The organism is Xanthomonas nasturtii, assembly GCF_001660815.1.
Classification (GTDB): Bacteria; Pseudomonadota; Gammaproteobacteria; order Xanthomonadales; family Xanthomonadaceae; genus Xanthomonas; species Xanthomonas nasturtii.
This window is the reverse complement of sequence record NZ_LYMI01000021.1, coordinates 27,787-42,190: the sequence shown is the minus strand read 5'-3', so window position 1 is coordinate 42,190 and position 14,404 is coordinate 27,787. Positions and strand designations below refer to the sequence as shown.

The window sequence follows — 14,404 nt, the reverse complement described above, 5'->3', positions numbered from 1 at the left end:
GCATGGACCAAGACGATCTTGTTCGATTCACCTCCGAAGCCTTATTGCTGTGCCTCAAGGTGTCGTTGCCGGTGGTCGGCGTCGCCGCGCTGGCCGGGCTGCTGATCGCCTTCATCCAGGCGGTGATGTCACTGCAGGACGCATCGATCTCGTTCGCGCTCAAACTGGTGGTGGTGGTGGCTGCCATTGCGGTCACCGCGCCGTGGGGCGCCTCGGCGATCATGCAGTTCGGCCAAGCGCTGATGCAGGCGGCATTTCCATGATCCGGCGCATTCCGCCAGGTTCCGTGCCGCCGTCGGTTTCGAGCGCGCCCAGCGTATCGCACAAGCATGCCGATGCGCCGCACACCGGTGTGCAGCCACTCGCCGACGCCGTAACGCATGGGCCGCGTCTGCGCCCCGCTCCGCCGCGCAAGCGGCGACGTGGCATGCGCTCGCTGGATGGCCAGGACGGCGAGCTCGACGCCGCCGAACAGGCAGAAGACGAAGCGGCGCGCGTGTCGGTGCTGCGTGGCCGTGTCAGCATCGCAATCGCACAACCACAGGGCCAGGGGCAAGGCCAGGACGATCAGCACGGCGAGGGCGGCAACGCGCATGCCGGCGATCCGCAGGCAGCTGTTTGGTCGGGCACATCGCCGCTGCAATCGGACCCCGGTGTGCGTGCAAGCATCGACTGCGTCCTCGGCCGCTACGCGGCGACGCGCGCCGCAGACCCGATGACCGAGAAACGCGCGCTTGCGGTCGCCCTGGTCGAATTGCGCGCGATCGGAATCGCCCATCCGGCCACCACATCGTTGACGGCCATGGTCTGGAGATTGATGCGCGAGCACCTGCTCTCCGGCAGCGCGTCCACCCCTGCGGAAAACGTCCAGGCATTACGCAAGCTTCTGGTAGATCTGGTGCCGGCGCAACCGGAGCCATCCCCAGCGCTGCGTAATTTCCATCTACTGCTGCCGCTGGTGCTGCTCAACGCGGAAAAACCGCGTAAACGCGTCGATCGTGCGGACGCCATCACACGCTTGGACACGCTGTTGATTGAGCACCCGGAGCGGGCCGCTTGGGAGATTCGCGCATGACCATGCAACTTCGCGTGCTGACGGGAATCCATGCCGGCGCACGATTAGATTTGGAGCCAGGGAGTTACGTACTGGGTACCGACCCACAGGCCGATATCCGGATCGAAGACTGGCCTGATTGCTCGCTCATCATCGAGGTGGATCATGATGGTCAAGTGCGTTATCGCAGCGACGCGTTGCCAACGACATCGTTTATCGCGCTGCACCCAGTCCGTTTTGGTCCCTTGGTGCTGTGCCTTGGCGATTCTGCATCCGATTGGCCAGACGATGTGGCATTGCTGGAGCGGCTGCTTTCCCCAGCCCCGACGCCGGCCACGCGCGCACCCAGGCGCAAAGCAGTGCGTGCAGTGGTGGGCGCCGTGCTAGCGCTAGCCGCCGCAGCGTTGCTGCCCTCATTGCAACCAGCGTTTCTCTCCGACGCGGCTACCCCGCAACGTCAGGACAACCGGGCCAATGAGGTCAGTTCCGTGCTGAAGCAGCTGGGCTTGCGCGAAGCGCGAGTAGAGCAGGTCGGCACGCGCGTGCGGGTCGAAGGCCTGGTGACCAGCAGCGCGGATGCGGCTCGCCTGCGCGCGCGGCTGAATCGGTACCAGCAGGCCGTCACGGTCGATGTGGTGGTGGTGGACGAGGTACTGGCAACGCTGCGCGACACCTTGGCCGACCGCGACCTCAGCGTGCGTTACGACGGCAATGGTGTGTTTTCGATTGCCGGCAGCAGCGACAACGCCGAGCGTGCGACCCGACGCATCGCTGATCTACGCAGCGACCTGGGCCCGGAAATCCGCACGCTGCATGTGGAGATCACTCAGCAAGACCCATCCGTGAAACCGCCCGCCAATTACGACGCCGCCCTGCTCGCCGACGGACTGCATTACGTGGAGACGCCGGACGGCACCAAGCACCTGACTTCCCTGCCGCAGCAAGCGGCGCCATGAGAACCGCACCATGTTCGATACCATGACCGATACGGTCATCCAGGATATGAGCAAGATCTTGCAGACCAAGGCACAGGATCTCTCCGGTGAGCGACTGCGCAATATGGAGGCAGCGCTGCACGCGACAGCGCAACAACTCCGTGTGCACTGGTCCGCCGCGAGCGATCAGGCTGCGCGCAACGATTTCACTGTCTTGCACGACGGCGTCAACGCTGCGCGCGACATCGTCGCGCACATCGCCAGCATGCCTTGACCATCGAGTTCCTTGGCCACCTTGGTCAAGCAAAACGCGCCGACAAGCGCTCCACGTTACTTCTCTTTAGCTAAGGAGTATTTATATGTCAAATTTACAATCGATATTGCCGCGATTGGGCCAGGCCGGGGATCTGTTTGGATCAAACCTTACAAGCAGATTTGACAATCACACTACCACTCAGACCTCGGACAATCAGATGGATAGTCTGATGGGTGGCATTGGCAAATCAGCCGCAGCACAGGAGCGCATGAACAACTACCTGACCGCGAAGAAGAACGAACTTGACTTCAACGTGGCGCTCAACAAATTCATCGGCAAGGCAGGCGACAACGCGAAGCAGCTGGTTGGCCAGTAATAGGGCCTGACATGCGCAGGGCCGGTGCATGGCCCTGCGCATGTCGCACGACAGATGAGCAGCACCCGATTCGAAGCGATCGTTGAGCAGATGTGCGAAGCATTGGACCTGCCGGATGTGCAGGCGGTGCTCAGCAGTCGTGTGCTCTGGGTGGAAGGGTTTGAAGTCTATCTGCACATGCCTGCAGCCCAGACCGACGATGAAGCGCAGCAAGCGCCGGAAGAAGAAGCGCTGTACCTACGCATCTCCTATGGCCTAGCACCTGCAGGACGCACCTTGATGGTCTTCCGGCTATTGCTGGAGGCGAATTTGACGGTGTACGCACAGGACCAGGCGCAACTCGGATTGAACGATGCTGGCGTGATCGTGCTGATCGTGCGTGTTCCGCTGTACGACGACGTCGACGGCGAATGGATCTGCGATCTGCTCGCCCACTATGCCGAGCATGGCCGCTATTGGAACAACAACATCTTCATTTCACACGACGAAATGTTCGAAGGAATCGCAACCGGAAATTATCTGTGGCTACGCGCGTGAGGTGCTCGGCCTTACATGCCCATTGTTTTAGCAAGCCATGTAGCACTGCGCAGCACGCTGTCGGCGACTTGCTGATCCGCTGCGCTGCAGGACATCGCCACGCTGCCAATCCGTTATTTCCAAGCGCAGGACTTCGTTCGCCATTCCTCCCTTGCAAGGACACTCGTCAATGAATCTTGCCATCCCCTCACATTCCACTGCGAACTTACAGTCGTGCTCATTCTCCCCTTCGCAGCAGCAGGCCTTGACTGCGGTGATCATGAGCATGCTGGTGTACTGCATGCAACGCATGCTCAAGGACATGCTGCGACAGCAGTATCAGCCCTCCAGTGATGGTCAACCCACGACCACCCCCAATCCGACACCGTCTATGCCGCCATCGAATCCTTCGTGTTCCACCAACACCGGCGGGCAACACGGCAGCGGCAGCGGTACTGGCAATGGCAACACCGGTGGCAATGGCAGCAACAGCTCCGGAACGGGTAACGGCAATGGAACGGGTAACGGCAACGGCGCATCGCCCACCACTCCGGGTCATTCGGTTACGCCCACGCCCACCAACGGGACTCCCGCCACGCCAGGCCCGACCGGCCCGCAGGCGCCGCTTCCTGCCGGCAAGGTCGTCACCGCGCCGCCCGGCGTCCAGAACAAGCCCATCGTGGTGCACAAGGGCGAGGTGTTCGACGGCAAGGGCCAGACCTACGTCGGCGGCCCCTGCCTGGGCAAAGGCGATCAAGACGAGCACCAGCAACCCCTGTTCATCGTCGAGGACGGCGGCAGCCTCTGCAACGTCCATATGACAGGCGGCGGCGACGGTGTGCATTTCATCGGCAGCGGCAAGATGGTCAACTGCGTCAACGAAGATGTCAGCGAGGATGCGGTCACCATCGATGGCCAGGGCAACCGTGAGCATGACGCGCGCATTGCCGGTGGGAGCCCCGAGGTCAGCGGCCGCCCCAAGGTCGAGATCATCAATTGCACGTTCAAGAAAGCTGCCGACAAGGTCGTGCAGGACAACGCCGCCGCCGACGTGGTGATGTCGGGCGACACCGTCGAGGGTGCCGGCAAGGTCTTCCGTACCAACGGTGGGCATACCGATATCGACTCGCACCTTCTGGTCGAGAATTGCCAGTTCAACCAGGTCAAGGAAGCGGTGTTCCGTACCGATGCGCCCGGCGCGACGGTGACGCTGAAGAACCTGAAGACCGATGCGCCCAGCGAGGCGATTGTGCCGAACGCTTCCCAGGCAATAGGCGCGACACGTATCGGCCATAAGGCCTACAGCGGCTGATCGCACCGCACACCAGCGTTGCACGTCGATCGCGCCCGGCAAATGCACTGCTGCGCCGCATCTGCCGGGCATCGGCACTGGCAACGCAACACGCGAGGTGTAGAGGGTGACCCGCATACGCCCTTCCAACGTGACATTCGGGCTGCCTGGTAACAGCCGCAGTACCGCGCATGCGGGTACGCCTGCGCCGCACAAGCAGTCCCATCAACGACTGCATCAATTGGATGGGCGAGCGGCCGAGTCCGAAGCATGCGCAGCAGAAGCGGATGTGGCCGCACGGGTACATCGCTACACCGCAGCTGCTACCGGCACCGTACATGACACACCTGCGCCACGCGAGGCAGGCAGGCTGCGCGGCGTGCGCAAGTCGTTGCAGAAGCTCGCCCAATTCGCTGGTACGGCCGTCGGCATCGCCCGGCAGGCCACTCCAGACCACACGCGCCTGCTGCGCTACCAAGGCACGCCTGCGCAACCTGCGCCGCCGGCCCAGGCAGATCCCGGCGACTGGCACGCACTCGCTCCTTTGCAGATAGCGGCGTTCTCTGCCTCGCAGCGGCTAAACGACGCCCGGATCGCTGGGCGCAAGGCCGCAGCGCTGGAGCGTTTGGTGCTACTGCATCTCGATCGCCTGGAGCAAGCCGCCGGCTTGCATGCCAGACGCGCACCGCGCCTGGCCGACCGTGCCAATGACATCCGCAAACGCCAACAGGTGCTGGCCACCTGGAACGCGCTACTACGCAAACACATCGCCAAGTGCAGCGAGCGCCTGGCGCGCACCGAGCAACAGCTGCAGGAGCAACTGGACCAACTGATGGCCATGCCCGCGCCTGCTGCAAGGGATCATCGTCCGCGCTTGCGCGACATGCTCAAGCACGAAGCAGAACTGGATCGCATCCGCAAACTGCACGAACACGCCCGCCACCTGTCTGCCCTGCGCGAGAAACAACAGGCCTCGCTGCAGCGCCTGCAAGTGCGCGCCGCCAGCCTCGACACCACATTGGCGCAGGCGCTGCAGTCTGCACACATCGTGGCTGGCGACCTGTTCGAGACCGCTACACAGGCCGACGATCTGCGTGCACTGCTTCCGGCGCTATCGGGCCTTAAACAATCGCTCGAGCAAGAGCTTGGCAGCGCAGTTGCCGACGATCTGAATGCCAGCCAGGCGCTGCAGACCGCATCGGCCGCGCTGATAGCCGCGCAGATCGCGCAGACCGCATCTAGCGCAACCGATGCCGCTGCGGCCACTGTATTGCGCAAGCGCTTGTCGACATGGGCGAACGGGCTCTCCACCACGCGTTTCGGAGACCAGGCGGTGCCTGCAGCGGGGATCGTGGCCATCGCACTTGGCGCGCTGCGCTCGGCCGTGGCCGGTGTGCTCGGCGACAACCGCGCGGAGGTGGCGCTGGTGCTTGCCACCTTCGACCATGTCCACAACAGCACCTGGAGTGCGCTGATCCCTGCCGACCCGGAGGAGTCCGGTGTACGGCCGAGTGCGGCGATGGATGAGCGCTCCGGGATTCCCCGCGCGGCGATCGAGGCAGCCACAACACGCTGGCTGGAGACCCTGTCGCGCATACCGCGCGGACGGCAGGTGCTCGGCCAGTTGATCCAGGTGCGCCACGAGCCTGCCGCCGATCCGGGCCGGCAGGACATCGCACGCATTGCGTTGCGAGCCGATGCGTTGCTGCGCGCCACGCCTGTGGACGATGCCGCCACACGGAGCTGGCTGAGCGATGCGCGACGCGCGGCCGGTCGTGCCCTGCACGCGGCCGACCCGGCGCAGGCGCTGCAGACCTGCAGCAGCGACGAACGCGCCGCCTACCACGCGTTGCGCAACGGTTACGAGTCACGTGCTGCCGATTCGGCGTATGCACGCGCAAATGCCCACCTGCAGGCGTTTGGCGAGGCGGTGCTTTGTGCCACCTCGCCCCAGCTTGCAGGCGCACACGCGAGCGCTCCCAATCCGCTGCATGCCTTGTCGGAGGGGCTGGAGGTCGCATCGGCCACCGCACTGCCGACACCACGTCGGCGTGCCAACCTGACCCTGGAGCACGCCTGCGCTGCCTTGATCGATTACCAGGGCGCAGTACATGCGGCCCGCCCACAGGGCCACATTCCATCGCATGTGGAGTTGAGCTGGCAGGCAGCTGCCGAACTAGTGCAGTGGGTCGATGAGGACGTGGACCGCAACGGCATGGTCTTCGATGCTGCCACCCTGGCACGCATCGGAGAACGTGCCGCCGCGCTGCACAGCCACCATCAGGCACAGGCCTCCCGAGCCCCGGGCGGTGCAGTGGTGCAGGCAGCGCCACCGGAAGGAGTGCAGCGTGCCTGGGAGCAATTGCAGAGCGGCCACTGCAGCGCGCCAGCGGCGTTCGATCTGTTGCGCACCTGCCTGCGTGCCGGGAGAGCGGAACACGCAGACCAGGCCGCACCGCTGCAACCGAGCGATCTCTCGCCACAGGCCGCATTGTGGCGTGCACATGCAGACGACTGCCTGGCGCATTTCGATGCTGCCGTGGACAAGACCCTGCAGTTATTGAAGCAGACCGGCGCCGGTGCACTCGCCCACCCCGACTCGTTGCTGGACCTGCTGCGCGACATGCTCTCACACCTGGAATGGCGCGACCGCTGGCGGATGACCTGCCAACGGACCTGGGGCGCCAATCTGGCACCGCTGTCGGCGGCCGCTGCGCTCGCGGGATCTGCCTTCGGTCTGGGCGCGCGTTTGATCGCCAGCGTGCAGTGCAATCGCGATGCCTGCCTGGAGTTCTACATGGGGCGTACCGGCCTGTACCTGCAGATCAGTCGTCAATCGGCGACACAGCGCCAACTCGGCGCCGGCCTGACTGTCGGCTACGGCATCGATGTAGACAGTGACTACGCCGCAGCAGGGGTCTCGGCCGCTGCGGATTGGCGCTATCGGCGCGAGACCGGCGTGGAAGACGGCCTGCAGATCCGCATCCCTCGGCTCGGCAAGGGCCGCGAGCCGGAGTTGCTGCAGGCGTTCTTGCGCATGCTGGAGCATCTGGTCCGTCGCGCAACACCCGATGCTTCCGCACAGCCACCCGACACCGACTGGATGCATGCGTTGCTGGCCGAGCATCCGGAAGCCAGCGTCGGGCTGATCGACCAGGCCGCACGCGTCGGCCAGGGTACCGAGTGCAGCGCGAGCGTCAGCGCCGGGCTGCGCGCAGGCGATGCGCACGGCCGCCGCGCGGGTGTCTCGCTCGGGCTCGGGGTCAGATCGCGCCAGGACCTCGGCTGGACGTCGACGAGCGTGGCCGGCTACATGACCACCCACTACTGCGACGCCACTGCCGCACGCCGGGTGGAAGCGGCCGCACGCCTCACGGCCGGCGCGCAACTCGCACTTGCCCAGCATCGAGGCGAAGGCACATCGGCAACGCCTGCGGCCAGCACTACGGTCTCGGCAATCGATGCAGGCTACGCCACCGAAGTGAGCGCGGACGTAGCCACCGCGTTCTGCACGCTGTTCCAGTTCGGTGGCGAAATCGATGCGGCCCGCAGCGATCGCGCAAGCGACTTCGCTCAGTTCGCACCATTCGAACGCCTGGTCCGCACCCAGTGGGAGCGCTGGGCCGACTACGGGCTGGTCAAGCTGGGCAACGACGTCGACCTGACCTTGCAGCCGGTGCTGGCAGAGTTGCAACTGGAGCATTTCATGCAGCAGGCCAAGCGCTTCGCCGATGGCAACGCGCTGGCCGCGCTGTTCGCCGACGAGGTGTTACGCAGCGCCGCAGCGCCGCTGCTGGACGTGCACCGGGCGCTTGCACTGATGGCGCAGGACGCTGGAGATCACACACGCGCGCTCGCCGAGCGCACTGCCTTCGACGATCTATTGCAGCAGCCGGCCGTGTGGGAGCCAACGTTGCTGCTGGTGCGCGAGAAGGCAAAACTGACCGAAGAACGTGGCGTGGACTTCGTCATCAAACGCCAGCGCAACCGCATCGCCGAAGCAATGCGTACCGTCGGTCAATGGCCGGCGTACGAGGCGGTGCCGCGCGCCGAACGGCCCCGATCCACATCCACTGATCGCACGTAAGCCGGGCACCAGACCGTCACCGGGGCCGCCAACAAGCGACAGACGCAACGGCGGCTGCGTCTGTCGTTGTGCTGTGCACTACGCACTTGGATCAATTGCGGAATCGATCGCTCATGGCCGGCCATTTTCCCACTGGCGAAGTTCCTCGCTCTGCTGCAATGCATGCCTGAGCGTCGTTAACTCGGTATCCAGTGTGCTGGTCACGTCGTTGCGTTGCACTCCGCTGAACATTTCCTTCCACCCGTCGTGCAGCGCAGTGCGCACAGTGTCGATGGTCGCGATCGAGACCGACTGGGCGGCGATTTCCGCGCGCAATGTTTCCAGAGCTCCACGCAATTTCTCCGCATGCGGCCCCGGTGCGGGCGAGGGCCTTACTCCCTCCTCCAGGGCACGCGCAATCTCCGCCGGTGTCGGCGCCGAAAACGCTGCGATCGCTTGGTCGATGGGTTCGGCCAGCGCCTGAAGCGTGCGTGCAATCGTGCGTTGATAATTGTCTGCGGCGGCGGCTCGGTCCTGATCCAGTCGCGTCGCCTGGCTGGTGTTTGCGCCGTTCTTGGCCTTGAGCGCATCCCAGACCGTATCGTTGAACAGGGCGTGCGCGGCCTGTTGCACCACCGTGGCGGTGGAGTTGGGTGCTTCGCCTGCAACGCTGCCGTTTTCATTTCCGCCACGCAACGGCGCGGCGATCAAACGGCCAGCGCCGAGCGAGGCGAAATTGGTCAGCACATTGCTGAGCATGTGGCGGCCCAGCACATCGCGCACCGCAGTGGTGACCGCGTTGGTCGTGCTCAAGGCCTGCCTTGCCAACGCCAGGCCTTCTTTCCCGATCTCCAGCAAATAGGTGGGGAAATGCACCGCATCGGACCACTGCGCAGGTCTGCGCGTCTTGTCCGGCAATGCCAGCGAAAACAGATTGAGTCGTTGCTGCCCGCCCAGCAGGTCGGGGACGCTCATCTGTCCGGTACGCGCCACGGCTTTGCCGGTTTCGAGCATTGCCTTCTGCACGACCCCCGCCCCGCCGGTAGCGAGCGCGCTCAATCCCAGTTGGCCAGCCGGCGTGCGCGTGCCCGGGTCGTCGGAAGTCCGCCGCGCCGCGTTGAATCCTGCATTGATCGTCGGCTTGAGCAACAAGGTATCCAGGGATTTGCCGTCCAACGTCGACTGCCATTGGGTGATCCCCTGGCGGCGGTCGTAGGCCTGTGCCTTGAGTTCTGCAAGCGTGGGTGCGTTGCCCTCGCCGGGACGCGTGAAACGCTTGCCTTCGGAGGTGATTTCCAGCAAAACCGGCGGCGGATCGGGCACCAGGATCTTGGGGTCAATGGCCTGAAAACGCGGCAAATTCGCAACGCGCGCGCGACGGTCCATTGCCGGGATCAGCAACGTATCGCTGGTATAGGACATCAGGCCCGCCACTGCACCGGACAGCGTTTCCGTACTCACCGTCTCCGAACCGGGCGGGCGCGAACTGTCGTAGGCGGCGCCCGCGGCATGACCGAACGGAGCCCGCATTGAGCCGATGAAGAAGGCCCTGAGACACTCGTAGGCGATCGGCAACGCTGCCTTTGCGCCTGCCGTCTTCATGTCTCCGACGATCTGGTATCCGGCATCCGGCCCGAACGCCGTGATGCGTTCATGCACGCGCGCGTCCGCCCATTCCAGATACGCCGCCTGCAGCGCCTCCTGCTCCTCCGACGGCGCTGCAAATGGCAGTTTTTCCAGGCGTGCACGTATCTGCCCCTTCAAGTCAGCGGCTGTCGACGCGCTGCGCTGCGCATAGGTCGCTGCATCGGAAGGCGCGTCCGACACATCGCTGACCGAGGACCCGGGGCTTAGCGGCGGAGTGTAAAACGCTGCATCCGTCAGCGACGAATGCGACGAATGCGAGGACTCCGAGCGATGGGATGCGCCATGCGAGGACTCGGCATGACTTGCGTCGGTGGTCACGCGACGTGAAAACGCCGCGCGACGAGCACGCAACACCGGGTCCGGAGAGCATAAGCCCGCGAGCGGCCCGGTTGGAGTCCGCGTCTGCCGTACTGCAACGGCCTCCTCGGCCTGCGTTGGCTGTATGGGGGCAGGCGAGGTTACGCGGCCGCTGGCAGAGGTCCCAATGTCGCTGGTGAGCTTCATGAGGCCACCTCCGCCGCGCTGCCGGCCTGCGTCACCAGCGCGTCCAGCACCACACGTGCGACCACTTGCCCGCGCTCCAGCGCATTGGCCACCGCATCGGGCGTGCCCTCAAGCAGCAGCGGGCAGACACACAGCAGCCCAAGATCAGAGAGCGTGAGCCGCCATCCGTAATGCGTCAGTAATTGTTCCTGCAGCGCCAGCAGCGTCACTACCTCATCGCCGCCGAGCTCGCGTGCGGCCAATGGCAGGATCACTTCCGGAAACGCGGTCATTTCGCCCTGCTGCATCTGCCCGTGGACACGGCACAGCATGCCCGCAGGACCAAGGATGGTTTCGCCTTGGCCAAGTCGCTGCGCAAGCTCCTCAGGCAATCCGAGACGGACTCCCAGGCTGGTGAAAAATGTGTCGTTCGCTGAGTGAAGATTTCCTGATTCCAACGTCATCTGAGTCTCTCCGGGGAAAAATGCGATGAGTTGCCAATGCACCAATCCGATAGGACACAGTATCTGGATCGGGATACATAGCTGAGCGAGCCGCTGCGAACCACTCGCGCCGAACACGAATTTGGAATCCTGGAAACTGCGCAAGCGCGACCTGCGTCATTCGTCGCGCATGAGTCCGCAAACAACAGATGGTTGGCCACTGCTTGCCTCTCTTGGTCTGATGCATTTCAGGGTCGCACGCATGGTCGAACTGGGTGCAGCGATCAGCATCGGGGGGACATCGGGCGAACAACGCAGCGCAACTGTCTCAGCCCAATCCTGCACCAGGACACAGCGACTTGAGGAGCGTCGCCTCGAAATTACAAATTCTCGGTCCGCATTTGCCTGGCCAATCGAGCGATTCCTTTGATTGCAGCTCCGTTGCACAAGATCATCGCTCGAAGACGTTCGCTACCTGCGGCGTGCCCTCAAATTCCTGAGGTTTTCCTTCGTGTCCGCCTCGAATTTGTACGCAACTTCCTTCGGGATAATCTGCTTCCCCAACGGCACTCCGCCTGCGTCTTCCAGATTCTGGCGGATTTCGCCGTTTTTTCTCTGCTTGTCCAATTGCACCTCTTCATAGTGAAATCCCGCCAACACGGGCATCTTGAGTATTTCTACCGATTTACTAATGCTACTTCCTATTAAGTAGCCTTTAACCGCATCAGTGGGCTTTGGCCGCTCGGCTGCCCCCTTACCTCCTCCTTTGGCCGCACCCACGGTCGAGCCTCTGGTTGCCCCCCTGGTTGCCCCCCTGGTTGCCCCCTTGGTGGCGCCCTTGGTGGCGCCCTTGGCCGCGCTCTCGCTTGTCACCTTGGTTGCGCCCTCGGCGACCCCTTTGGCTGCTCCCTTGGCCGCGAGCCTGGCCGTAGGTCCGCCGACTGCGCCAACGACCGCCCCCGCCATGTTGATGCCGGCAAGTTTCCACGCGAGCGACATGTCGCCACCTTGCAGTGCGGTGTCGAGGACCTGTGCCGCCTGCGCTTCGCCTTCCAGTGCCACCGCTGCTGCATCGGCAAACTCGCCAATGATGGGGATGCCGTTCAACGCACTCAGTCCTACGGACGCCCAGTCCAAGATCTTGCTGTCCCACTTGAGGAACTCATGCAATCCCTTGCCGACGGTCCCGATGTCCTTCTTCTTCTTCTTGATCTCCGGTTGATCGGCCTTGCCCATCAACATGTCCGCGACGGCCTTCTGCTGGTCGGGTGATGTGGCCGCGTGCGCGGGTGATTTCTCCACGGTCTTGTTGGCCGCCGTCATATGCTCGTAGAACTGCTGAAAGTCCTTCTTGCTGATCTTGCCCGAGTCGACGACATGGCCACCGCCGAAGAAGCTGTGGGGCTTCTTGTAACCGGTGATCGAATTGTTCAACAAGCCGAACAGCAGCGGATCGCCCAACAGCTGTTTGGCGGCGTCGCGCACGGCGGGGTCGGCTTTGTCGTCCTTGATGATCGTGTCGAGCTTGTCGCGGGTGACCTCTTTGCCATCGCCGAAGAACGCATCCTGATGGCTATTGATGGTGTCCAGGGTTTTCAGTTCGGGCGCGGTCAGGTGCATCTGCGATGCGGATTTCTGCAGGAAATCCGGGGTGCTCATCGAACCCGAGTCTCCCGCCAAGGCCTTCCATTGATCGGGATGATCGCGGAAGTACTGTGCGGCGGCGATGACCTGCGGTGGGGACTTCTTGGTGTCGCTCTCGCCTTCGACCAATTTTTTGAACGCGTCCTGGTTCAGATGCTTTGGCAGATAGTCCGAGTAGCGATAGAACTCGCGCATCGCGTCGCTTTCGGTCATGACCGTTGGCTGGGTCTTGTCCGGGCTGTCCGACGCCACATAGTTCTGCGTGTAGCCCTTGGCTTGCTTGTTGGCGTACTCCGCGACCTGGGGGTGGCCGGCCGAGAACTTGCCGAGATCGCCGGCCTTGATCTTGCCGCCACACTTGCCATCGCCGTGCGAGCCAATGGCAAAGAACAGCCGCGGATCCTTCTGCAGTTCGGTCAATGCCTTCTTCAGATCCGGCGGCGTCGCCGGATCGTTGATCTTCGCATCGAGATCGGCCCACGCGACCGGCAATTGGTCCTTGTGGCGATCCAGCGTGGTGACGATCTCCAATTCGTTCTGCGTGAGTGTTCCGTCTTTCCAGGTGACCGACGAGCCGTCCACTGCAGGTGGAAGGTCGCGACCCTTCATTTTTTCGGGATTATAGGTTGCATTCTTGCCGCCCATCGCAGTCACTTGCGGATGGCGGTCGGCAAAGTCGTAGAGGTTGGCGGCAATGAGCGTGCCATTGCATTTGCCTTGGTCGTCGTGATGGTGCTTGCCGTGCCCCTGCGATGCCATCGCAAAGAACAGGCCAGGATCCTGTTGCAAGCCTTGCAGCGCTTTCTTCAGGTCCGGCGGGGTGGCCGGGTCGTTGATCTTTTCATCGAGTTTGGCGAACTCGATCGGCGTCATCTCACGATGCTGATTGAGCGTGGAGACGATCTCAAGCTGGGCCTGGGTGAGCGTGCCGCCGTCCCAGGTCACCGATGAGCCTTCTGCGGCAGGAGGCGGCGTCGCTCCCTTGATATTCTTGGGATTGAATTCGGCATTCTTCCCGCCCAGGTCGGTCACCTGTTGATGATGGTCCGCAAAATCCCACAAATCATCGGCCTTGATCTTGCCGCCGCATTTGCCGTCTCCCTGCGAGCCGATGGCGAAGAACAGACGCGGGTCTTTCTGCAAGCCTTGCAACGCGCTCTTCAGATCGGCAGGCGTGGACGGGTCATTGATCTTGTCGTTGAGTTTTTTGAACTCAATCGGCATCTTGTCCTTGTGTTGATTAAGTGTCGAAACAATCTGCAGTTCCGATGGGGTGAGCGTGCCGCCGTCCCAGGTCACCGATGATCCATCCACCGCAGGCGGCAGTTTGGATCCCTTGATGTCCTTGGGATCGAACGGAGTCGGCAGCGTCGGCCAGGACGTGCGTTTCTCGATCGGCTGGCTGGCTTGAAGGTCGTCCGCTGAAGGCGTGGCCAACCCCGGAATGCAACTGCCTGCCTCACTGATTGGGGTGTTGCCGTAAGCGGCGGCAATCAAGTTGTAAATCTGCAGCAAAAACAGGGTATCCATCGCCAGCAACAGATCGGATTCGTTCATGGCCAACTCCGACCCGAGCAACTCCGGGGACGACGCGTCATCGGTTGGAGGTGGAAGCAGACCGGCGGTGCTCCCGGTCGAAAGCGTGTAGAGCGACATAATATGCGGCCTCGCAGTGACAAAGCAGGACAGAGCG

At 63.1% G+C, this 14,404-nt stretch carries 11 protein-coding genes; 8 read left to right on the top strand and 3 right to left on the bottom strand.

The genetic code is table 11. From position 1 onward, the window contains the following. Positions 1 to 2: 2 nt before the first annotated feature. The 8 genes from sctS (at position 3) to xopZ (ending at position 8,515) form a co-directional block, all read left to right on the top strand. Entirely contained in the window at positions 3 to 263 is a 261-nt protein-coding gene (gene sctS, locus A7D16_RS09320; protein WP_064631953.1) for a type III secretion system export apparatus subunit SctS, read from the top strand. After that, a complete protein-coding gene (locus A7D16_RS09315; RefSeq protein WP_064631951.1) occupies positions 260 to 1,075 on the top strand; it encodes a hypothetical protein in 816 nt (271 codons plus the stop codon). The genes sctS and A7D16_RS09315 overlap by 4 nt, the downstream gene beginning before the upstream one ends. Beyond that, positions 1,072 to 2,010: an HrpD5 family protein gene (gene hrpD5, locus A7D16_RS09310; protein ID WP_064631949.1), complete on the top strand. Its 939-nt coding sequence runs from the start codon at positions 1,072 to 1,074 to the stop codon at positions 2,008 to 2,010. Before A7D16_RS09315 ends, hrpD5 begins: the two co-directional genes overlap by 4 nt. A gap of 10 nt (positions 2,011 to 2,020) precedes the next feature. Further along, entirely contained in the window at positions 2,021 to 2,263 is a 243-nt protein-coding gene (hrpD6, locus tag A7D16_RS09305) for an HrpD6 family protein (RefSeq protein ID WP_064631947.1), read from the top strand. 85 nt (positions 2,264 to 2,348) lie between these two features. Further along, positions 2,349 to 2,621, top strand: a complete 273-nt coding sequence (hrpE, locus tag A7D16_RS21450) for an HrpE family protein (RefSeq protein WP_082925772.1) — start codon at positions 2,349 to 2,351, stop codon at positions 2,619 to 2,621. 54 nt (positions 2,622 to 2,675) lie between these two features. Continuing rightward, positions 2,676 to 3,158 carry a CesT family type III secretion system chaperone gene (locus A7D16_RS09295; RefSeq protein ID WP_064631945.1) on the top strand — a complete coding sequence of 161 codons (483 nt, stop codon included), beginning with the start codon at positions 2,676 to 2,678 and terminating at the stop codon, positions 3,156 to 3,158. A 265-nt stretch (positions 3,159 to 3,423) separates the two neighbouring features. Further along, a complete protein-coding gene (locus A7D16_RS09290) occupies positions 3,424 to 4,449 on the top strand; it encodes a pectate lyase (protein WP_064631996.1) in 1,026 nt (341 codons plus the stop codon). Positions 4,450 to 4,555: 106 nt separating this feature from the next. After that, a complete protein-coding gene (gene xopZ, locus A7D16_RS09285; RefSeq protein WP_064631943.1) occupies positions 4,556 to 8,515 on the top strand; it encodes a XopZ family type III secretion system effector in 3,960 nt (1,319 codons plus the stop codon). 111 nt (positions 8,516 to 8,626) lie between these two features. On the opposite strand, the gene xopF1 is transcribed toward xopZ, so the two are convergent. The 3 genes from xopF1 to A7D16_RS09270 form a co-directional block, all read right to left on the bottom strand. Then, a complete protein-coding gene (gene xopF1 / locus A7D16_RS09280) occupies positions 8,627 to 10,645 on the bottom strand; it encodes a type III secretion system effector XopF1 (RefSeq protein ID WP_064631941.1) in 2,019 nt (672 codons plus the stop codon). Further along, a complete protein-coding gene (gene hap3, locus A7D16_RS09275) occupies positions 10,642 to 11,088 on the bottom strand; it encodes an Hpa3 family type III secretion system protein (RefSeq protein WP_082925775.1) in 447 nt (148 codons plus the stop codon). The genes xopF1 and hap3 overlap by 4 nt, the downstream gene beginning before the upstream one ends. A 450-nt stretch (positions 11,089 to 11,538) precedes the next feature. After that, positions 11,539 to 14,367, bottom strand: a complete 2,829-nt coding sequence (locus A7D16_RS09270) for an HrpF/NolX family T3SS translocon protein (RefSeq protein ID WP_064631937.1) — start codon at positions 14,365 to 14,367, stop codon at positions 11,539 to 11,541. Between the last annotated feature and the right edge of the window lie 37 nt (positions 14,368 to 14,404).